We start from the raw sequence: 19,959 nt of genomic DNA on the forward strand, positions 1-19,959 counted from the left end.
CGAAATATTTTGCGCCGACTTTGCGCAATGCGCCGCATTAAATCACCAGCGTTCAACGGCGCAGGCCAGATAAGACGCCGCCTGCGGCGGCATCCCGGGGAAAAAAATTACTGGGTTTTATCGGTGGAAGGGATGATATTGCGCAACCAACTGCCCCAGCGGCGCTGATAAAAAGGCTGGGTATGGCCGATCAGATAGTGGCTGACGCCACGTTCTTTCTCCGACACCAGGCAAAAATCCACCGGTTCATCGTCAGGCACGATTTCGCTGGCGACGCTGCCCGCTTCATTGATTAACGCCTCAATATCCGTTGTATCGCCGTCAATCTCCAGCCCCACCAGCAGATTAGGCCGCTCATCCACCGCGCGATCGTGCATCAGCGCCAAAAACGCGCGGCGCACCGGTTTGCGCTGGCTGAACAGCGTGGTCAACGCATCGACCAGCGCCGAAGGGTAAACCTCCGGCTGGCCCAGCAGGATCTGGGTCTCCGGATCAACATAGTGCTCGACCGGCTTGGCGACGCCGCCGGTGGCCAACAGCATCGCCACTTCTTCCGGGTAGAACTCTTTGCCGTATTCCGCTTTAGGGTTGAGAAACAGCTCCGCCCCTTCGGTCAGCTCAAACAGCACGCGTGCCGGCATGGCGATAAACGGCTGTTCGGTCTCGACCGCCCGGCGCAAGGCTTCCAGCGAGGAGAAAAACGGAATCACGCTGCCGCCGCCCTGCTTTTCCCAATGCTGGATATTCACCGGCGTGTCGGCATTCAGCGCGATTTCGCCCACCTCCGGCAGTTGTTCACGATCGCCGAGAATATAGACCGTAGCGTCCAGCAGCGTCTGGAAAAAGGCCGGCCGATAGGCCGATTCCGTGGCCGCCAGTTTCAACAAACGCTCCAGTTCGTTTTCACCGGGCGCGCTATCGTTATGGGTGGCGCTCATTGCTTACTCCAATATCAACACAGCCAAAGAGCCCGGCCTGCGCCGAGCCCCCGTCAACGTGATGGCCAGGCCGCCGTTTAGTTAGCTTTGTTCAGCAGCAGGTTGGCCAGGGTGCGCACGCCCAAGCCAGTGGCGCCGGCCGACCATTGTTCCACCGCCCCTTTGCGGTAAGTGGCCGAACAGTCAATGTGCAGCCACCCCTGGCGGTAGTTTTTCACGAAGTGCGACAGGAAAGCCGCCGCCGTGCTGGCCCCGGCGCTGTAGGCCGGCGCCGCCACGTTGTTCAGTTCGGCAAAGTTAGACGGCAACTGGCTACGGTGGAACTCGGCCAGCGGCAGGCGCCAGAACGGTTCATTCTCCGCCTGGGCACTGGCCAGCAGTTCCTGCGCCAATGCATCGTCGAAGCTGAACAAGGCGTGATAGTCGTTGCCAAGCGCCGTTTTCGCCGCACCGGTCAGGGTGGCGCAGTCGATAATCAGCCCTGGGTTTTGCTCAGAAGCGTCAATCAGGCCATCGGCCAACACCAGGCGCCCTTCGGCATCGGTGTTCATCACTTCAACGGTTTTACCGTTGCGGTAGCGGATGATATCGCCCAGCTTGAACGCATTGCCACTCACCATATTGTCGGCGCAGCACAGATAGAGCTTCACGCGCTTGTTCAGCCCACGCGAAACGGCCAGCGCCAACGCACCGGTGACGGTGGCGGCACCGCCCATGTCCGATTTCATCGAATCCATAAAGCCGCTGGGCTTCAGGCTGTAACCGCCGCTGTCAAAGGTGATGCCTTTACCCACCAGACAGGCAAAGACCGGGGCCTGCGCATCACCGGTCGGGTTGAAATCCAGCGCCAGCAGCACCGGCGCGCGATCGGAACCGCGGCCTACCGTATGCAGGCCGGCATACTCCTGCGAACGCAGATCTTCACCTTTGGTGATCCGGTAGGAGACAGCATCGCCGCCAACATCGCACAACAAATCCACCGCACGGGTTGCCAGTTGCTCTGGCCCCAATTGCTCTGCCGGCAGGTTGATGGTGTCACGCACCCAGTCGACGATCTTCAGGCGCCGATCCAGTTCCTGGCGCGCATTCTGCGGCAGTTCGGCCCATTCAATGCTGCGCTGGCCCTTCGGCCCGCGGAAACCTTGCCAAAACGCCCAGCTTTGCTCCAGCCCCCAGCCCTCGCCGGTCAGCTTCACTTTTTTTACGCCCTGGCCGTCAACTTTATGGCCCGCACGTTGGATGGCGGCCAGTTCGTCGGCGCCGGTCAGGTGGATAACCATGCCTTCGCTATTGGTGCTCAACAGCGCTTTTTCGCCCCAGCGCGCATCGGCGGGGGTATGAGAGAGCGTGACCTGCATAATATCGGTTGTCATAGCCTTACTCCGGTTTTGCTGTCCCTTGCATTTTCCCCGCTTCGCCGTTGCGGCCAGGGGAACAATGGGGGAGTTTTGTTATCGTGTCGGATACAAAATAAATGGGCCGCCCCAGGCAGCCCGCGCTATTCACTCCGCTTCATCTAACCAGACCAGCAGAATGGCTTCCAGTATTTTCTCATTGGAAGCCTGTGGATCGTCATCGAACTCGTCGAGATCGCAAATCCACTGGTGCATATCGGTAAAACGGACGGTTTTCGGATCGGTGTCCGGATAGTTATCGTACAGCGCTTCGCCAATTTCGCGGCTGTCGGTCCATTTTAATCCCATCGTGATCTCCTGATTAAGCAAAACGCGCCGTCAGGCGGCGTGTTTTAATGCTCGCGCGCATGGTTAATGGTATAGCGTGGAATCTCCACCACCAGATCTTCATCGGCAACACATGCCTGGCAGCTCAGGCGGCTTTCCGGCTCCAGCCCCCAGGCTTTATCCAGCATGTCGTCTTCCAGTTCGCTGCTTTCTTCCAGCGAATCAAAACCTTCACGCACGATACAGTGGCAGGTGGTGCAGGCGCAGGATTTCTCGCAGGCGTGCTCAATTTCGATCCCGTTGCGCAGCGCGACGTTCAGGATAGACTCCCCTTCCATCGCCTCCAGCACGGCGCCCTCCGGGCACAGATCCTGATGGGGCAGGAAAACAATTTTAGCCATGGTTAAACCTCATCCACAGAATGACCGGCCAACGCCCGGCGAATGGAAGCATCCATGCGGCGCGCGGCAAAATTTTGCGTTGTTGCATCAAGTGTTTTTATTGCGGCTTCGATCGCGGCGGGATCGCTGCCCTGCGCCGCTTGCTGCAGGCTTTGCTGCGCTGTAGCGATCGCCTGGCTTTCGGCTTCGCTCAATAGCGCGGCGTCGCTCGCCAATGCCCCGTGCAGGCTTTCCAGCACCCGTGCGGCCTCCACCCGCTGTTCCGCCAGCCGGCGTGCGCCGATGTCGCTTTGCGCATTGGCCATGGAATCCTGGATCATGCCGGCAATTTCCGTGTCGGAAAGGCCGTAAGACGGCTTCACCTGAATAGAAGCGGCCACGCCGGTGGATTTTTCCATCGCGCTGACGCTCAGCAGGCCGTCGGCGTCCACCTGGAAGGTCACGCGAATATGCGCCCCCCCCGCCGGCAGCGGCGGCAAGCCGCGCAGGGTAAAACGCGCCAGCGAACGGCAATCCTGCACCAGTTCGCGCTCGCCCTGCAGGACATGGATCATCATGGCGCTCTGGCCATCTTTGAAGGTGGTGAACTCCTGCGCGCGCGCCACCGGGATGGTGGTATTGCGCGGGATCACTTTCTCCACCAGCCCGCCCATGGTTTCCAGCCCAAGCGACAGTGGGATCACATCCAGCAGCAGCATATCGCTGTCGGGCTTGTTGCCCACTAAAATATCGGCCTGGATTGCCGCACCAATGGCGACCACTTTATCGGGATCGATCGATGTCAGCGGCGTGCGGCCAAAAAATTCACCCACCCGTTCGCGCACCAGCGGCACGCGGGTGGAGCCGCCGACCAACACCACTTGCAACACGTCGTCAGTGGCAACGCCAGCGTCTTTTAGCGCGCGGCGGCAAGCCACCAGCGTGCGTTTCACCAGCGTTGCGATCAGCGCCTCAAACTGCTGGCGGGTCACGCTGCCCTGCCAGCCGGCAACGGTGACTGTGGCGACATCGGCTTCGCTCAGGGCGATTTTTGCCTGGATGGCCGCGTCCAACAACTGGCGCTGTATGCCGTGATCGCTGCGATCGGCGATGCCGGCTTGCTCACGCAGCCAATCGGCCAGCAGGTGATCAAAGTCATCGCCGCCCAGCGCGGAGTCGCCGCCGGTCGCCAACACTTCAAATACGCCGCGGCTCAGCCGCAGAATGGAAATATCAAAGGTGCCACCGCCCAAATCGTAAACGGCGATCACCCCTTCATGGCCGGAATCCAGGCCGTAGGCGATCGCCGCTGCGGTCGGTTCATTCAGTAAACGCAGCACCTGCAGGCCGGCCAGGCGCGCGGCGTCTTTGGTGCCCTGGCGCTGCGCGTCGTCGAAATAGGCGGGCACCGTGATCACAACGCCGTCAAGCTCCCCCGCCAACGCCGCCTGCGCCTGTGCGCCAAGCACCTTGAGAATGTCGGCCGAAACGCTGACCGGGTTAACCAGCCCGCCGGCGGTGGCGATCAGCGGCAAACCGTTGTCACTGGCCTGAAAGGAGTACGGCAGATTGGGATAACGGGCGCTAACATCGGCCAATGAACGGCCCATCATGCGCTTGATCGAACTGATAGTGTTGGCCGGATCCTGCGCCGCTTGCGCGCGCGCCGCCCAGCCGACGTTGTGGCCGCCGGCTTGGTAGTGCACGACGGAAGGCAAAAGGTGTTGCCCTTGGGCATCGGCCAGGGTTTCAGCCTGCCCGCTGCGCACGGTGGCAACCAGCGAATTGGTGGTGCCCAAGTCTATACCGGCAGCTAAACGGCGCTGGTGCGGTGCTGAACTCAGGCCGGGCTCACTAATTTGTAATAAGGCCATATTGAGGCTTCCACAAGCAAAATGTAATACGCGTCATCCGTTAAGTCGCCTGTGCATCGGCCGCGCTCAGGCTGCGGATTGTCTAGAGTATGTTATTCAAAACCCAGCAATTTTTCTTCGAGTTGTTCAACCTGTTGCTGAAGCTTATCCAGAAAACGCAGTTTACGGACGGTATCGGCGGCCACGGGCCACTGCTGGCCGTCCAACTGTTCCACCATCGTTGCGCTGCGCTGTTTGATCATCGCGGCCAACTGCGCGGCAAACCGGGCGAGCGCATTTTCATCCGCTTGCTGTTCAATGGCGTCCAGCGCTTCGCGCAGTTCCAACTGCTCCATCAGAAACGCGGTATCACGCAGGGTATGTTGCTCATTGCTCAGATCAAAACCGTGCAACGATAACATATACTCTGCGCGTTTTAACGGGTGCCGCAGGGTTTGATAGGCTTCGTTGATGGTCGCCGCCTGCGTGAGCGCCATCAGGCGTTCGCGCTCCGGCTGAAGGGCGTTGCGGTCGGGGTGAAATTGGCGCTGCATATCCTGAAAACGGGATGCAAGCAGGCTACCGTCCAGCGCATAGCGAACCGGCAGCCCGAATAAAGTAAAGTAATCCATAGCGTGCTCTGGTGGTTTGAGGCCCCCCCGCTTGCGCCGGGGGCTTGTCATTAAACCGCAAGCGGGTTGCGGTGGAACACGATACTGGCCGTCAGACGTTGAAACTTTCGCCGCAGCCGCACTCGTTTGAAACGTTCGGGTTATTGAACTTGAAGCCTTCGTTCAGGCCTTCCTTAACGAAATCAAGCTCCGTGCCATCAAGGTACACCAGGCTTTTGCCGTCAATGATCACCTTAACGCCCTTGTCTTCAAACACCACGTCGTCGCCGTTAACTTCGTCAACGAATTCCAGCACGTATGCCATCCCGGAGCAGCCGGAAGTTCGCACCCCAAGGCGCAGGCCAAGGCCTTTGCCACGGTGAGCCAAAAATGCCTGAACCCGCTGCGCCGCGCTGTCGCTCATCGTAATCGACATGACAACCTCACACTTACCCTCCCGCGTTCACAACCCCGGCCGGGCGATTGCATACAACCGCCGCGGCAAGCGTTGAAAACGTGGGATATCATTCAACAATAACTACTTGGCGCTGCTTTTGCTCTTGTAGTCGGCGATCGCTGCTTTGATGGCGTCTTCCGCCAGAATCGAGCAGTGGATTTTAACCGGCGGCAGCTCCAGCTCTTCGGCGATCTGCGTGTTTTTGATCGCTTCGGCCTGTTCAAGAGACTTGCCTTTCATCCATTCGGTGACCAGCGAGCTGGAAGCGATAGCAGAACCGCAACCGTAGGTTTTGAAACGCGCGTCTTCAATGATGCCCGCCTGGTTCACCTTAATCTGCAGCTTCATTACGTCGCCGCAGGCCGGTGCGCCCACCATACCGCTGCCCACGGAAGGATCGGCATTGTCGAACGAACCGACGTTACGCGGGTTTTCATAGTGATCGATTACTTTTTCGCTGTAAGCCATGACCTTTGCTCCTAAAATCCTGAGAACTTAATGGTGTGCCCATTCAATGCTGTTGATATCCACGCCCTGCTTGAACATTTCCCACAGCGGGGAAAGATCGCGCAGACGGCCGATGGATTTACGCACCAGTTGAATGGCGTAATCGATCTCTTCTTCGGTGGTGAAACGCCCCAGAGAGAAACGGATCGAGCTATGGGCGAGTTCATCATTCATGCCCAGCGCACGCAGCACATAGGAAGGCTCCAGGCTGGCGGAGGTGCAGGCGGAACCGGAGGAAACGGCCAAGTCTTTCAGCGCCATGATCAGCGATTCACCTTCAACATAGTTGAAGCTGACATTCAGGATGTTGGGAGCGCCCTGTTGCAGATCGCCGTTCAGGTAAACTTCTTCTAAATCTTTCACACCGTTCCACAGACGATCGCGCAGGGCGCGCAAGCGTTCCATTTCGGTGGTCATTTCTTCTTTGGCGATGCGGTAGGCTTCGCCCATACCGACGATCTGGTGCACCGGCAGGGTACCGGAACGCATGCCGCGTTCGTGCCCACCGCCGTGCATCTGCGCTTCAATGCGGATCCGCGGTTTGCGGCGCACGTACAGCGCGCCGATGCCTTTTGGCCCATAGATTTTATGGCCGGAGAAAGACATCAGATCCACTTTCAGCTTGCTCAGATCGATCGGCAGTTTGCCCACGCTTTGCGTGGCGTCGACATGGTAAATAATCCCGCGCGCGCGGCACATTTCGCCGATAGCCGCGATATCCTGCACCACGCCGATTTCGTTGTTCACGTGCATGATGGAAACCAAAATGGTGTCATCACGCAGCGCCGCTTCCAACGCCTGCAGATCAATAATGCCATTGCTCTGCGGCGCCAGATAAGTGACTTCGAACCCTTCACGCTCCAATTGGCGGCAAGTGTCCAGTACGGCTTTGTGTTCGGTTTTACAGGTGATGATGTGCTTGCCCTTTTTCTGGTAGAAATTGGCAGCACCTTTGATCGCTAGGTTGTCGGATTCCGTGGCGCCGGAGGTGAACACGATCTCGCGTGGATCGGCCCCGACGAGTTCTGCAATTTGATTACGTGCGATATCGACGGCTTCTTCGGCCTGCCACCCGAAACGGTGGGAGCGGGAAGCAGGGTTACCGAAGGTGCCGTCCAGGGTCAAAAACTGCATCATCTTCTCAGCAACGCGTGGATCAACCGGCGTCGTTGCTGAGTAATCCAGATAGATCGGTAATTTCATTACTCTTATGCTCCGTACATCACTTCCAAAAACAAAATAACTTGCCGCTATCTGCTTATGCGCGCAGATTAACGTTGATCGTTTCTTGCGAACGGCTGGTCGCCGTGCGGCGCGTATCGTTGTTTTGACGATCCGCGACATCAAGAACTTCCTGATTGTTGACCAGTTCAGCCAACGTAATGCTGTTGAGGAACCCGCTGATGCGCTCGCTCAGATCGCGCCACAGGGTATGCGTCAGGCAGCGATCGCCGCCCTGGCAGCCTTCTTTGCCCTGGCAACGGGTAGCATCGACGGATTCATCGACGGCGGTAATCACGGCGCCGACGGCAATTTCGCCAGCGTCTTTGCCCAGCAGATAACCACCGCCTGGCCCACGTACGCTGGCCACCAAGCCATTTTTACGCAGGCGCGAGAAGAGTTGTTCCAGATAGGAGAGCGAAATACCCTGGCGCTCAGAAATATCCGCCAGAGGAACTGGCCCGTCCTGGGAATGTAATGCCACATCGAGCATTGCGGTTACGGCATAACGGCCTTTGGATGTCAGTCTCATAGCTAAATGGTTACCTGTTGGTGAAACATAGCCGGAGTCTGACATTCCCGAGTAAATCAGTCAACTATTTAACCGAGTAATTTACTCAAGTATTAGCATTTTTGAGTTTTTTCCTAACGGTAGCATTTCAAATGCATGTTATAACCCGTTGAAAATAAATACCATTACCCTTTCTTGTTAAGCCGCGTTAAATTAATTTCCTTGATGTTTATCCTGTTTTTCAATCGAAGTCAGCATGCCGCGCAGGATGTTCAGCTCCTGGGCTTCTGGCCGCGCGCGGGCAAATAAACGGCGCAAACGGTTCATCACCTGCCCTGGGTGAGCGGGGCGGATAAAGCCGGTTTTTTGCAGCGTCTGCTCCAGATGCTGATAAAAGCGTTCCAGATCGTCCACCAACGGATAAGGCGAGGCTTCCTGCGGCGCGGCGCCCTGCTGCTGGCGATCCAGGTAAGCAACGCGTACTTCGTACGCCAGGATCTGCACCGCCATCGCCAGGTTCAGCGAGCTGTATTCCGGGTTGGCGGGAATGGCGACGTGGTAGTGGCACTTTTGTAGCTCATCGTTGGTCAGGCCCACGCGTTCGCGGCCGAAGACCAGCGCCACCGGCGCCTGTTCACTTTCCTGCACGGCGCGCACGCCACACTCGCGCGGCTCCAGCATCGGCCAGGGCAGCGTGCGTGAACGCGCACTGGTGCCCACCACCAACCCACAACCGGCGATGGCCTGATCGAAACTGTCAACAATGGTGGCATGGCCGATCACGTCGCTGGCGCCGGCGGCCAGGGCAATCGCCTGGGAATCGGGTTTGACTAAGGGATTAACCAGATAGAGGTTGGTCAACCCCATGGTTTTCATGGCTCTGGCTGTGGAGCCCATGTTGCCGGTATGGGAGGTTTCTACCAGAACAATGCGGATATTATGCAGCATACAAACTCTGAACGTAGCGGAAAATCGCAGCATCTTAACACAGGCATAGGTATTTTGCCGAACACCTGCTATACTCTGCGCCGTTTCCTGTTCTTTAACATCCTAGTGGAAGATACCCATGCATCCGATGCTGACTATCGCCGTGCGCGCTGCGCGCAAGGCCGGTAACCTGATTGCCAAAAATTATGAAACCCCGGACGCTGTAGAAGCGAGCCAGAAAGGGACTAACGACTTCGTCACCAACGTCGATCGCGATGCAGAGCATCTGATCATCGACGTCATTCGCAAATCCTACCCGCAGCACACCATTATTACGGAAGAACGCGGCGAACTGGCTGGCGAAGACCAGGATGTACAATGGGTGATCGATCCACTGGATGGCACGTCAAACTTCATCAAACGTTTTCCTCATTTCTCCGTTTCTATTGCCGTACGCATTAAAGGCCGCACTGAAGTCGCCGTCGTGTACGATCCCATGCGCAACGAACTCTTTACCGCTACCCGCGGCCAGGGCGCACAGCTCAACGGTTACCGCCTGCGCGGCACCCACGCCAAAGATCTGGATGGCACCATCCTGGCGACCGGCTTCCCGTTCAAGGCCAAGCAGCATGCGCCGGCCTACATCAACCTGGTGGGCAAACTGTTCACCCAGTGCGCAGACTTCCGCCGCACCGGCTCCGCCGCGCTGGATCTGGCCTATGTTGCCGCCGGCCGCGTTGACGGTTTCTTTGAAATTGGCCTGAAGCCATGGGATTTTGCCGCCGGTGAACTGCTGGTGCGTGAATCCGGCGGCGTAGTGACCGACTTTGTTGGCGGCCACAACCATTTCAGCTCTGGCAATGTGGTGGCTGGCAACCCGCGCGTAGTGAAAGGGCTGCTGTCGACCATGCGTGAAGAGTTAAGCGAAGCGCTAAAACGCTAATCCGCCCGTTGCAGCTCCTTATTTATGCCAGTCCGCTCACGCCGACTGGCATTTTTTATGGTGCGTACTGCACTGGCGCTCAGCGGGAAAACGGGCGGATGCCGCCGCCAAGCTCCGGCTGGGCACTCAGATAAAGCAACACCCCGGCGAACAGCAGGATCAGCCCGCCGGCCAGCGCCAACGCCCCCCAGGCGACCGAGCGCCAGGCGGCCGGCGCCCGCGTGCGGCTAATGCGCTCCGCCATCTGGCGGCTGTAATGCACCAGCAGCGCCAGCAAAGAAATGGTTAACGACGTGCCCAACGCCATCGCCAACGCGGAAATTACTCCCCAGACATACACGCCGAGCACTTTGGCAAACAACAGCACCAAAATAGCGCCGGAACAGGGCCGCAACCCCATGGCCAATACGATGGCGGCCTGGGTGCGCCAGTCACCGCCCGCCTGCAGTTCGGCATCATTGGGCATATGGCGGTGGCCGCAGCCGCAGTCGGCGCTGTGCACATGGCCCGTCGGCAGCGGTTGCAAACGGTTGATCTGCAGCCCCGGCGCCGGCTTTAGCGCCTTAATGGTGTGGTAAAGCCGCTTCAACGCCCGCCAGCTCAGCATTACACCCAACAAAATCACCAGCAGGAAACTACCCTTCTCCATCCAGAAGCTGCTCTGGTGCAATTGGCGGGAAGAAAGCTGTAATACCACCAGCACCAGCGTGACCAGCCCGATGGCCACCAATCCCTGAACCAGTGAAGAAATAAAAGTCAGTTTCAGGCTGCTTTTCAACCGTGCTGGGTGCGTCGCCAGATAGGTGGCGATCACCACTTTGCCGTGCCCCGGCCCCAGCGCATGCAGCACGCCATAGCCCAGGCTGAACAACAGCAGCGTTATCCCGGCCTGCCGTGGCGCGGCCTTGACCTGCTGCATCAGCCCAGCCATCTCCTGGTGCAGGCTTTTCTGCCATATCACGCTTTGCATCACGATCTGCGGCCAGAAATGCCACGCAATCTGCGCGCCGGCGGCCAACAGCAGCAGGAACAGCGCCAACGGCCACAGGCTGAAAGCCCAATGGCGTTGGCGGGCAGGCGGCTGGCTAAGGTTTATTGACATTGCAGCGTTATCCGTTGTGCAAATTGTTGCCCCAGCGCCATATCTTCGCCGGGGGAGTCGTTTTTATCCAAAGACAGCGCATACGCCTGCAGTGAGGCGTCCGGCTTTGGCGTCTTCAGCGTAAACTTGCACTGCTGGGCGATTTCTGGCGGCAGATGGATCGCTTTCTCGTCTTTGTAGCTCATATCGACAAAGTAGGTGGGATCGTAGGTGGAAATTTCAAACGGCTTGCCGGCCAGCGGTTGCGGCGTGGCCAACGGCAGGATAAATTCCAGCACCGCCTGGTTGCCCTGGCGTGAAAGATGGTATTCCGGTGGCAGGTTCAGGTATTTCACCGGTTTGCCGTCGCGATAGATGTCGGTAAAGTAGTGCTGGCCGAGCACATTGGCCATCACCTCTGCCGCCAGCTTTTTCCAAATTTCGGAATCGCTTTTGGCATTTTGTGCATCGTAGAGCAGATCGGCAGACGTAATCTCATCCATCACCCATACCATTTTCAGCCCCTGGAGCTTGCCGCCTTTCACCACCAAGGTGGTGTTGATATCAATAAAACTGTGCGGATGGGCGGCAACGCCACCGCAGAACAGCATGAATAATCCGGCCAGTAAACCACGTATCTTCATGATCAAAGCATATTCGCTCTTGGTGTAAAACAACATAAACAGAGGCTAAACGGCGGTTAAACGCCGCAGGCACAGCGCGATGCCCCAACTTAACGCACCACCGCCGGGCGAATGAACAACGCAGGCAGCGCCAGCGCCGCCATCACCCAGAACAATCCACCACCCCAGTGTTCAAACAGGAAGCCGGCAAGCACCGTCATCACCGCAATGCCGCCGCCCATCGCCAACCCGGAATACACCGCCTGCAGGCGAATCACCTCGATGCCCTTATAGGCGCTGATAAAGCGCATCGCCGCCAGGTGGCAGACGGTAAACGTCCCGCAGTGCAGCACCTGGATCAGCACCAGCAAGCTCAGCTCGGTTGAGGACGCCATCAGGCTCCAGCGCACAATGCCGCAGCAGGCGGAAAGCAACAGCAGGTGGCTGGCGCACCAGCGGCGGAACAGCACATTGCTGCTGGCAAAAATGACGATTTCCGCCACCACCCCCAGTGACCACAGGTAGCCGATGGTTGCGGCAGAATAGCCGGCATCCTGCCAATAAATCGAGGCAAAGCTGTAATAGCCGGCGTGCGCGCCCTGCAACAGGGTAACGCAAAGCAAGAAACGCCAGACCGGCCCCTGCGTCAATAGAGCACGCCAGCTGCGCGTGGATCCCGCCGGGCCGCGCGCCTCCCCTTTCGGCATGACGCTAGGTTTGAGCAACATGCCGAGCAGCATGACGCACAGGCTAGCGATCAGGCTAAACAGAATGGCGTTGTGCCCCCACACCGAAACCAGCTTGCCGGTCAGCGCCGAGCCAATCACAAACGCCAGCGATCCCCACAGCCGCACCCGGCCATAATCCATGGCGATCTGCTTTTGCCAGGTGGCCGACAGGGCATCGGTGAGCGGCACCAGCGGCGAGAAAAACAGGTTAAACCCGGCAATCACCAGCATCAGCCAGGCCCAGCCGTCACCAAAACAGAACCCCACCGCAAAGGCCAGCGCCAACAGGGCCAGCAGGCGCAATGCGCTAACCAAATGCGTGGGCTCTTTCACCCGCGGCGCAATCAGCAGGCTGCCCAGAAAACGCGCCACCAGGCCGGCGCCCAGCAGAATACCGATGGTGTCCGGCGCCAGGCCTTCGCCCTTGAGCCACACGCCCCAGAAAGGCAAGAAAATGCCATAGGAAAAAAAGTAGGTGAAATAACTGAGCGCGAGCCAACGCGTTGATTGCAGGACCATGAACCCTCCGGTGTAAGGGCAATACTTTGACAGAGGCCCCCCCAGCCCGCAAGGCTCATGTTGCCCGCCGGGCGGCGGCTCTGGCATAAAAAAACGGAGAATAGCCAAAAGGCATTCTCCGTTCGTTTACCGCCGTCTTTGCGCAGCGTCAGCAGACGCTGCGATGCCCATGTTTAGGCATAAACCGGCAGGCGCGCACAGATTTCCAGCACTTTCTTCTTGGTGCGTTCAATCGTGGCTTCATCATTGATGTTGTCCAGCACGTCGCAGATCCAACCGGCCAGTTCACGCACGTCCGCTTCTTTAAAGCCGCGGCGCGTTACGGAAGGCGTACCGATACGCACGCCGGAGGTGACGAACGGGCTTTTCGGATCGTTTGGCACGCTGTTTTTGTTCACCGTGATGTTAGCGCGGCCCAGTGCGGCATCGGCTTCTTTACCGGTCAGGTTTTTATCAACCAGATCCAGCAGGAACAGGTGGTTATGCGTCCCGCCGGAAACGACGTTGTAACCACGTTCCAGGAACACTTCAACCATCGCCTTGGCGTTTTTGGCAACCTGCTGCTGGTAAACTTTAAACTCTGGCTCCATGGCTTCTTTCAGCGCCACCGCTTTACCGGCGATCACATGCATCAGCGGGCCGCCCTGGCCGCCAGGGAACACGGCGGAGTTCAGTTTTTTGTACAGATCTTCATCGCCACCCTTCGCCAGGATCAGGCCACCGCGTGGGCCAGCCAGGGTTTTGTGGGTGGTGGTGGTCACGATGTGGGCATGGGGAACCGGGTTAGGGTAAACGTCTGCTGCCACCAGGCCGGCCACGTGGGCCATGTCCACAAACAGGTAAGCGCCGATGCTGTCAGCGATTTCACGCATTTTTGCCCAGTCAACCACGCCGGAATAGGCAGAGAAACCGCCCACGATCATTTTTGGCTTATGGGTTTTCGCCAGTTCAGCCAGCTCGTTATAGTCAATCTGACCTTTATCGTCGATGCCGTAAGAAATCACGTTGTACAGTTTACCGGACAGGTTGACCGGGGAACCGTGGGTCAGGTGGCCGCCGTGCGCCAGGCTCATGCCCAGGATGGTGTCGCCCGGCTGCAGCAGCGCGGTATAGACGGCAAAGTTAGCCTGGGAGCCGGAGTGCGGCTGAACGTTGGCATAATCTGCGCCGAACAGCGCTTTTGCGCGATCAATCGCCAGTTGTTCAACGATATCAACGTATTCGCAACCGCCATAGTAACGCTTGCCTGGATAGCCTTCCGCGTATTTGTTGGTCAACTGGGAACCCTGTGCCTGCATAACGCGCGGACTGGTGTAGTTTTCAGAAGCAATCAGCTCAATGTGCTCTTCCTGACGCACCACTTCCTGCTCCATTGCTCGCCACAGTTCGGCATCGTAATCGGCAATGTTCATTTCACGCTTTAACATCCGGCATCTCCTGACTTCAATCAGCTAACTAAAAAAATCACCAAAAATATACCCATCAACTCTGTGTTGTTGCCTGCCGGCAAACGCATCAATCCTCAGGCGCCGGTTTAACCCAGGTGACTGTGGATGAAGGCGCGGGGCCAACACCGCTGCAACAAGAAAGAGGAAGGGTATACCTACCCAGGTTGGGTTCTGGCTAACAGTGTAAACTGTTTTCCCCCGTTGAAGATAGGCCTTGACAGAGGTTTTTACGCAAACGATTGGCTTTAGGCCCCGCAAGGATTTCACCCACCAAATTCGCCATTCCGGCAACGGACTTTTCCTCATATCGTGAATGCGTGTTTTTCATGTTCTGCATGCCCTGGCACCTCCATAACGATTCTGGGGGTATTTACAAACACGGCCGCACCCAATAAGATGCATTTAAAATACAATATTTAAATCAACCAGGAATCCTACCCCATACATTCGGGCCGCAGAACAACATGCCAATGCGTTTTGAACCGCGTGAGCGCCTGCCCCCTAGGACGGGTAACAGAGCCAACGTAGCTGCGGCCAGGAAGAATGAAAGGTATATCCCTTAAGGAGCGTCACCATGCTAGATAGCCAAACCATCGCCACCGTTCAATCCACTATTCCCCTGCTGGCTGCAACCGGGCCGAAGCTAACCGCCCATTTCTACGATCGTATGTTCAGCCATAACCCCGAGTTGAAAGACATTTTCAACATGAGCAACCAACGCAATGGCGATCAGCGCCAGGCATTGTTCGATGCCATCTGTGCCTATGCCAGCAACCTGGAAAATCTGGCGGCGTTGCTGCCGGCGGTGGAGCGCATCGCCCAGAAGCACGCCAGCTTCAATATTCAGCCGGAGCAATATCAGATTGTCGGCCAACACTTGCTGGCGACGCTGGATGAAATGTTCAGCCCTGGCCAACAGGTGCTGGATGCCTGGGGTAAAGCATATGGCGTGCTGGCCAACGTTTTTATCCAGCGCGAAGGGCAAATCTACGATGAAAGCGCCGGGGCCGACGGCGGCTGGCGCGGCCTGCGGCCGTTCCGTATTGTCAGCAAGCAGATGCAAAGCGAAGCGATCTGCAGCCTGACGCTGGCGCCGGTTGACGGCCGCCGCGTGGCAGACTACCAACCGGGGCAATATCTGGCGGTCTACCTGCGCCACCCTAGCCTGCCGCAACAGGAGATCCGCCAGTATTCACTGACCACCGCCCCTAACGGCAAGTATTATCGCATCGCGGTAAAACGTGAGGATCACGGCGCCGTCTCTGGCTTTCTGCACCAGCATAGCCAACCAGGCGATGTGATTGAACTGGCCGCGCCGCACGGTGATTTTTTCCTTGATGAGCAGCCCGGCACGCCGATTGCGCTGATTTCGGCCGGCGTTGGCCAAACGCCGATGCTCAGCATGCTTCACACCCTGCATAACCAACGGCACACGGCGCCGGTGTATTGGCTGCATGCGGCGGAAAATGGCGCGGTACACGCCTTTGCTGATGAAGTGGCGGCGATTGCCGGCCAGATGCCAAACCTGAGCCGCCACGTTTGGTACCGTGAACCGGGGGCGAACGATGTCGCTGGCCAGGACTACCAGCACCGTGGGTTGATGGCGCTCGATCAATTAGGCAGCGCGCTGGCCGATCCACAGATGCAATTCTACTTCTGCGGGCCGGTGGCATTTATGCAATTTATCGCGCAACAATTGCTGGAGCGGGGAGTGGCGGCGGAACGCCTTCATTACGAATGCTTTGGCCCGCATAAGATCCTGTAATTCTCACGAACCGCTTCCCAATGGTGGAAGTGGCTCGTGTTTACAGGCGCTTACTGCCCGGCCAGTTTGCGCGTCTCCTTCACCTGCCCGGCAGTGACCGGCGCCGCCTGGTTGCCCCAACTGCCGCGCAGATAGTTCATCAAATCAGCCACCTGACGATCGTCCAGTGCCCAGGCATAACCGGGCATGCTGAGCGCCGCGCCATGTTCGGTAATGGGCGTCTGCGCCCCTTCCAACACCACGCGCAGGGCCGTCAGTGGGTTGCTTGCCGTTACGCTGGGGTTGCCCGCCAGGGCGGGAATGGCGTTGTCGGTGCCCTCGCCCTGATTGCCGTGGCAAGTAGAGCAGTACATGGCGTAGGTCTGTTTGCCGGATGAACCGTCCGCGGCGCCCGCCGATTGAACCACTGGCGCCGCCGATGCCAGGCTATGCAGATACAGCCCAATGCTCTGCAGATCCGCATCGTTCAGGTACTGGGTACTGTGCGTGACCACCTCGGCCATTGGGCCAGCTACCGCCGCATGCTGGCTGCGGCCGGTTTTCAACAATGCCGCCACGGCGCCCGGCTCCAGACCACGCAGCCCGGTTGCATACCAGCCATCCAGTTCCGCCCCGCTCAAATACAGCGGCGAGGCGTTATCCAGCGCCTTTTCCTGCATCGCCAAACCGCGCGGCGTATGGCAACTGCCGCAGTGGCCAAGCCCTTGTACCAGATAAGCTCCGCGGTTCCATTCAGCGCTCTGCCGGGCATCCGGTTGGTAAGGCGTGTCATCGTGGAACAAAAGGTTCCAGGCGGCCAGCGGCCAACGCATCGACAGCGGCCAGGGGATGTCGCTGCGGCGGTTGGCGGTGGAGTTGGGATCCACATCATGCATCAGGTAGTCGTAGAGCGCATGCATGTCTGCGGCGCTCATCCTGGCATAGGCGGTATATGGCATCGCCGGGTAGAGATGATGCCCGTCTTTGGCGATCCCCTGGCGCATCGCACGGTCGAAATCCTCAAACGAATAGGCGCCAATGCCGTGCTGCTTGTCCGGGGTAATATTGGTGGCATAGATATCGCCGATCGGCGTGGAAAAACGCCGGCCGCCGGCAAGCGGTGCGCCATTCTCGCTGGTGTGGCAGGCGGTGCAGTCGCCCGCTTTCGCCACGTATTCACCGGCAGGCATGGCGTTAACGGTGCCGGCCAAGGCCAACAGCAGGCCAAGATAATATTTACGCATCGTTATACCCCTTCCCTGGCGGCAATCTTGCCGTAAGCCAATTCATTCACCGCACGCCATGCCTGATCGATCGCCGAATTGGCATATGGGCTCCAGTCCGCATCGGAGTTGGCAATCGCGATTTTGCCGATCGGCCGGCGGGCCGTGGCGATAATCTGCTGCGCTTCGTCTTCATCGTCGAACAGGCCGTTGAGGAAATAGGAATAGCCGTGGGACCAGCGGTTGACGGTGATCGCCTGAATATCACGCTGGTGATCAAAGCCGGCGGCGCCCAGCATGCCCTGCAGCTGTTCCCGGATCATATTTTCATGCACCTCAAACGGCGTGCCCAGCAGTAACGCCCGCCCTTTGCGCGACTGCTCGCGCGGGCTCAGGCCGCTGCCCGGCAATACCGGCACATACACCATATGCAGACCGATTGGGCTGTCGGGATCGTGCGGGTGGGCGTAGCCGCCCATGCTCACCGGGTAATCCAGCTTCACGCGGCAATACGGCGCGGTGGGCGAATACACTTCGTGTACGCCAAGTTTGAGGAATGGCCGCCAGTTGCGGATCACCACTTTGCTGTACACCAGCGGTGCCTTCACGTTTTGCTTCAGCGCTTCCTGTTGCGCCGGCGACATCTCCGGCACCAGGTACGGGATCATCATGTTGTAGCCGGCCATCACCACCTGCCCGGCACTCACTTTGGTCATTTTCTCGCCGGTCATATAGGTGACTTCCACCCGATCGCCCACGTTGGCCGCATGCAAGCCGGTGCTGTTCAAGCGAAGCTTCACCAGCGATTCGGGGCGATCGAGCTGGGCATAATCAAACCGGGCCAACACGATATCGTTCATGTCTTTGCCGGCAGGCGCCACGGCCGGGATCAGATGGCGCACCATCAGACGTGCCAGCGTTGCGTTGCCGTCCGGAAAGTGAAACACGTAAGGATCGTCCAAATCCGCCTGTGATTCGGCATCCAACGGCGGCAGGTTCATGCCGTCTAACCCAGGCAAATCGCAAATCCGCGCATCGCTGCAGGAGGTGGCATCAATGCCCACCGCCTGAAAATCGCTGGTCGTCTGCTGGAAATAGCGTATTGCCATTTCGCTCAGCCCCACCTTTTCACGCAGGAACTGTTCATAGCTGTGGCTATCCAGCCACTTCACCTTTTCGTCTACGCTTAGCCCCGGCAGATAGTCCTTCTCCACCATGTGCAGCGCAATCAGGGCCTGACGATCGCTTTCCGGCAGCGGGAAATCACCGATAAACGCCTGATAAGAACGGCCGTTGAGCCGATCGCGCGGGATGTCATCCGCCACCATGCGGCCCGGATCGCCGCTGACCACTTTATCCACGCCAAAGTTTTTGCGATCGAAATAAACGCCGCGGCTCAGATTCAGATCGGGGTAAAAGGTTTTGTCGAAGGTGTTTTCCAGCCCGTCGATACTGACGCCGAGCGTTTTCAACAACCCGATGGCCACCGGGCTAAAGTTGGAACGGGGTGACTGGAGCGATTCGCTGCCGCCGTAACCCAGTATCATATTCTTGTCGCTGCCGAATTCGTTGCGCTTGGCATGGCCGCCGAAGTCATCATGGTTGTCGATGATCAGGATACGCTGCTGCGTGCCTTTCATCTGTTGCCAGAAGCAGGCGGCGGCCAAGCCGCTGATCCCGGCCCCCACCACCACTAAATCAAACTCTTCGGTTGCGGGCACCGCGCCGAAGTCAAACTGCCGGCCATCGCGGCCAAGCTGGTGCGCATGTTCGAACGAGCCGGGGTGGTTGCCACGCAAGCCGGTTAATGCCGGCGGGTAGTACAGCGTTTGCCGGGCTGTTTGCGGTGCAGCGCGCAGCGCCTGCATCGGCGTTAGCCCGGCGGCGATGGTTATCGCTACTCCATTGAGAAAATCACGACGAGTTATACTCATATTGGCTTCCTATGCTTTTTTATTATTATCAGGCTGGCGTCTCTGGCCGCCTGAAAAGCGCGTCATTGTGCAGATATGTAAACTGATAGCAAGGTGCAATGCAGTGGGGATCAGGCCGAAGCAGGCTTGATGTCAGTGCAGACGCAACAAAATAAATATCCTTTCAGTATAGATGGTTATTAGTCGGCCGGTGGGGGGGTTTTTTTATGCCTGCGGTGGCAGGGTATTGTTTCGGCAACGTTCTTTGCCCTGACCGAGAGGGTTTCGGTCGCTATAACTCGGTCGTTTTTTGTCGCCTTCAATGGCTTCAACACCCGTGCTCCACTCACCAATGACATTGCTTTTCATAAAATCAATGAATGAGGCTATAAGGCTACACCCAAAATAATTCGAGTTGCAGGAAGGCGGCAACGCAGCGAATCCCCAGGAGCTTACTCCAGTAAGTGACTGGGGTGAGCGAGGAAAGCCAACGCACCTGCAGCTCGAAGTATGAAGGGTATAAGCGCGCATCTTGGGCTGCCGAGCAAGGCACCGGTGCCAGGGGCAATCGGCCACGGATAATGAGATGGACGCTCCAACGTTGACGGCATCTAAGTGCCAAAATACGAGCGTAAACTCAGCAGAAGGAG

The 19,959-nt window shown here is 58.0% G+C and carries 19 protein-coding genes; 2 read left to right on the forward strand and 17 right to left on the reverse strand.

Annotated features, from left to right (window positions below):
• Positions 1-107: 107 nt before the first annotated feature.
• The 11 genes from sseB to trmJ all read right to left on the reverse strand — a co-directional run bounded on the left by sseB (position 108) and on the right by trmJ (position 9,108).
• Positions 108-938 carry an enhanced serine sensitivity protein SseB gene (gene sseB / locus AC559G_RS12915; RefSeq protein ID WP_498912801.1) on the reverse strand — a complete coding sequence of 277 codons (831 nt, stop codon included), beginning with the start codon at positions 936-938 and terminating at the stop codon, positions 108-110.
• Positions 939-1,015: 77 nt separating this feature from the next.
• Positions 1,016-2,311: an aminopeptidase PepB gene (gene pepB, locus AC559G_RS12920; RefSeq protein ID WP_498912802.1), complete on the reverse strand. Its 1,296-nt coding sequence runs from the start codon at positions 2,309-2,311 to the stop codon at positions 1,016-1,018.
• A gap of 129 nt (positions 2,312-2,440) precedes the next feature.
• On the reverse strand, positions 2,441-2,641 hold the full coding sequence (gene iscX, locus AC559G_RS12925; protein ID WP_095847604.1) for a Fe-S cluster assembly protein IscX: 201 nt from the start codon (positions 2,639-2,641) through the stop codon (positions 2,441-2,443).
• Between the two features lie 44 nt (positions 2,642-2,685).
• Positions 2,686-3,021 (reverse strand): ISC system 2Fe-2S type ferredoxin, encoded by a 336-nt coding sequence (fdx, locus tag AC559G_RS12930; RefSeq protein WP_438599560.1) that lies wholly within the window; start codon positions 3,019-3,021, stop codon positions 2,686-2,688.
• Positions 3,022-3,023: 2 nt separating this feature from the next.
• Positions 3,024-4,874, reverse strand: coding sequence for a molecular chaperone HscA (gene hscA, locus AC559G_RS12935; RefSeq protein WP_498912803.1), 1,851 nt, complete (start codon positions 4,872-4,874; stop codon positions 3,024-3,026).
• Positions 4,875-4,966: 92 nt separating this feature from the next.
• Positions 4,967-5,485, reverse strand: coding sequence for a co-chaperone HscB (gene hscB, locus AC559G_RS12940; RefSeq protein ID WP_416260748.1), 519 nt, complete (start codon positions 5,483-5,485; stop codon positions 4,967-4,969).
• Between the two features lie 91 nt (positions 5,486-5,576).
• Positions 5,577-5,900 carry an iron-sulfur cluster assembly protein IscA gene (iscA, locus tag AC559G_RS12945; protein WP_438599557.1) on the reverse strand — a complete coding sequence of 108 codons (324 nt, stop codon included), beginning with the start codon at positions 5,898-5,900 and terminating at the stop codon, positions 5,577-5,579.
• 102 nt (positions 5,901-6,002) lie between these two features.
• Positions 6,003-6,389 (reverse strand): Fe-S cluster assembly scaffold IscU, encoded by a 387-nt coding sequence (iscU, locus tag AC559G_RS12950; RefSeq protein ID WP_095847599.1) that lies wholly within the window; start codon positions 6,387-6,389, stop codon positions 6,003-6,005.
• Positions 6,390-6,416: 27 nt separating this feature from the next.
• Positions 6,417-7,631: a cysteine desulfurase gene (iscS, locus tag AC559G_RS12955; protein WP_095847598.1), complete on the reverse strand. Its 1,215-nt coding sequence runs from the start codon at positions 7,629-7,631 to the stop codon at positions 6,417-6,419.
• 55 nt (positions 7,632-7,686) lie between these two features.
• Positions 7,687-8,181: a Fe-S cluster assembly transcriptional regulator IscR gene (gene iscR / locus AC559G_RS12960; protein WP_095847597.1), complete on the reverse strand. Its 495-nt coding sequence runs from the start codon at positions 8,179-8,181 to the stop codon at positions 7,687-7,689.
• Positions 8,182-8,373: 192 nt separating this feature from the next.
• Entirely contained in the window at positions 8,374-9,108 is a 735-nt protein-coding gene (gene trmJ, locus AC559G_RS12965) for a tRNA (cytosine(32)/uridine(32)-2'-O)-methyltransferase TrmJ (RefSeq protein ID WP_095847596.1), read from the reverse strand.
• Positions 9,109-9,226: 118 nt separating this feature from the next.
• Here trmJ and suhB point away from each other — a divergent pair, with 118 nt between their 5' ends.
• Positions 9,227-10,030 carry an inositol-1-monophosphatase gene (suhB, locus tag AC559G_RS12970; protein WP_438599555.1) on the forward strand — a complete coding sequence of 268 codons (804 nt, stop codon included), beginning with the start codon at positions 9,227-9,229 and terminating at the stop codon, positions 10,028-10,030.
• Positions 10,031-10,109: 79 nt separating this feature from the next.
• Here the strand turns inward: suhB and AC559G_RS12975 are convergent, their stop codons facing one another.
• The 4 genes from AC559G_RS12975 to glyA all read right to left on the reverse strand — a co-directional run bounded on the left by AC559G_RS12975 (position 10,110) and on the right by glyA (position 14,408).
• Positions 10,110-11,132 (reverse strand): nickel/cobalt transporter, encoded by a 1,023-nt coding sequence (locus AC559G_RS12975; protein WP_498912804.1) that lies wholly within the window; start codon positions 11,130-11,132, stop codon positions 10,110-10,112.
• Complete coding sequence (locus AC559G_RS12980; RefSeq protein ID WP_498912805.1) at positions 11,123-11,791, reverse strand: DUF1007 family protein; 669 nt, start codon at positions 11,789-11,791, stop codon at positions 11,123-11,125. Before AC559G_RS12980 ends, AC559G_RS12975 begins: the two co-directional genes overlap by 10 nt.
• Positions 11,792-11,844: 53 nt before the next feature.
• Positions 11,845-12,981, reverse strand: coding sequence for an MFS transporter (locus AC559G_RS12985; RefSeq protein ID WP_498912806.1), 1,137 nt, complete (start codon positions 12,979-12,981; stop codon positions 11,845-11,847).
• 173 nt (positions 12,982-13,154) lie between these two features.
• Positions 13,155-14,408, reverse strand: a complete 1,254-nt coding sequence (gene glyA, locus AC559G_RS12990) for a serine hydroxymethyltransferase (RefSeq protein WP_095847591.1) — start codon at positions 14,406-14,408, stop codon at positions 13,155-13,157.
• Between the two features lie 595 nt (positions 14,409-15,003).
• Between glyA and hmpA the strand changes: the two genes are divergently transcribed.
• Entirely contained in the window at positions 15,004-16,194 is a 1,191-nt protein-coding gene (gene hmpA / locus AC559G_RS12995; RefSeq protein WP_498912807.1) for an NO-inducible flavohemoprotein, read from the forward strand.
• Between the two features lie 50 nt (positions 16,195-16,244).
• Here hmpA and AC559G_RS13000 read toward each other — a convergent pair whose 3' ends face one another.
• Both AC559G_RS13000 and AC559G_RS13005 read right to left on the reverse strand, forming a co-directional pair.
• Positions 16,245-17,417: a c-type cytochrome gene (locus AC559G_RS13000; RefSeq protein WP_498912808.1), complete on the reverse strand. Its 1,173-nt coding sequence runs from the start codon at positions 17,415-17,417 to the stop codon at positions 16,245-16,247.
• A 2-nt stretch (positions 17,418-17,419) separates the two neighbouring features.
• Positions 17,420-19,330, reverse strand: a complete 1,911-nt coding sequence (locus tag AC559G_RS13005; RefSeq protein ID WP_498912809.1) for an NAD(P)-binding protein — start codon at positions 19,328-19,330, stop codon at positions 17,420-17,422.
• Positions 19,331-19,959 lie beyond the last annotated feature (629 nt).

Origin of the sequence: Gibbsiella greigii, assembly GCF_039540155.1 — a bacterium.
Classification (GTDB): Bacteria; Pseudomonadota; Gammaproteobacteria; order Enterobacterales; family Enterobacteriaceae; genus Gibbsiella; species Gibbsiella quercinecans.

Bases quoted from the DNA above. Each gene is read 5' to 3' on its own strand.
- sseB (WP_498912801.1), bottom strand. From the start codon at position 938: ATGAGCGCCACCCATAACGATAGCGCGCCCGGTGAAAACGAACTGGAG.
- suhB (WP_438599555.1), top strand. From the start codon at position 9,227: ATGCATCCGATGCTGACTATCGCCGTGCGCGCTGCGCGCAAGGCCGGT.
- AC559G_RS12985 (WP_498912806.1), bottom strand. From the start codon at position 12,981: ATGGTCCTGCAATCAACGCGTTGGCTCGCGCTCAGTTATTTCACCTAC.
- AC559G_RS12980 (WP_498912805.1), bottom strand. From the start codon at position 11,791: ATGTTGTTTTACACCAAGAGCGAATATGCTTTGATCATGAAGATACGT.
- iscX (WP_095847604.1), bottom strand. From the start codon at position 2,641: ATGGGATTAAAATGGACCGACAGCCGCGAAATTGGCGAAGCGCTGTAC.
- hscA (WP_498912803.1), bottom strand. From the start codon at position 4,874: ATGGCCTTATTACAAATTAGTGAGCCCGGCCTGAGTTCAGCACCGCAC.
- trmJ (WP_095847596.1), bottom strand. From the start codon at position 9,108: ATGCTGCATAATATCCGCATTGTTCTGGTAGAAACCTCCCATACCGGC.
- fdx (WP_438599560.1), bottom strand. From the start codon at position 3,021: ATGGCTAAAATTGTTTTCCTGCCCCATCAGGATCTGTGCCCGGAGGGC.
- glyA (WP_095847591.1), bottom strand. From the start codon at position 14,408: ATGTTAAAGCGTGAAATGAACATTGCCGATTACGATGCCGAACTGTGG.
- hscB (WP_416260748.1), bottom strand. From the start codon at position 5,485: ATGGATTACTTTACTTTATTCGGGCTGCCGGTTCGCTATGCGCTGGAC.
- iscA (WP_438599557.1), bottom strand. From the start codon at position 5,900: ATGTCGATTACGATGAGCGACAGCGCGGCGCAGCGGGTTCAGGCATTT.
- iscS (WP_095847598.1), bottom strand. From the start codon at position 7,631: ATGAAATTACCGATCTATCTGGATTACTCAGCAACGACGCCGGTTGAT.
- iscR (WP_095847597.1), bottom strand. From the start codon at position 8,181: ATGAGACTGACATCCAAAGGCCGTTATGCCGTAACCGCAATGCTCGAT.
- AC559G_RS13005 (WP_498912809.1), bottom strand. From the start codon at position 19,330: ATGAGTATAACTCGTCGTGATTTTCTCAATGGAGTAGCGATAACCATC.
- AC559G_RS13000 (WP_498912808.1), bottom strand. From the start codon at position 17,417: ATGCGTAAATATTATCTTGGCCTGCTGTTGGCCTTGGCCGGCACCGTT.
- AC559G_RS12975 (WP_498912804.1), bottom strand. From the start codon at position 11,132: ATGTCAATAAACCTTAGCCAGCCGCCTGCCCGCCAACGCCATTGGGCT.
- iscU (WP_095847599.1), bottom strand. From the start codon at position 6,389: ATGGCTTACAGCGAAAAAGTAATCGATCACTATGAAAACCCGCGTAAC.
- pepB (WP_498912802.1), bottom strand. From the start codon at position 2,311: ATGACAACCGATATTATGCAGGTCACGCTCTCTCATACCCCCGCCGAT.
- hmpA (WP_498912807.1), top strand. From the start codon at position 15,004: ATGCTAGATAGCCAAACCATCGCCACCGTTCAATCCACTATTCCCCTG.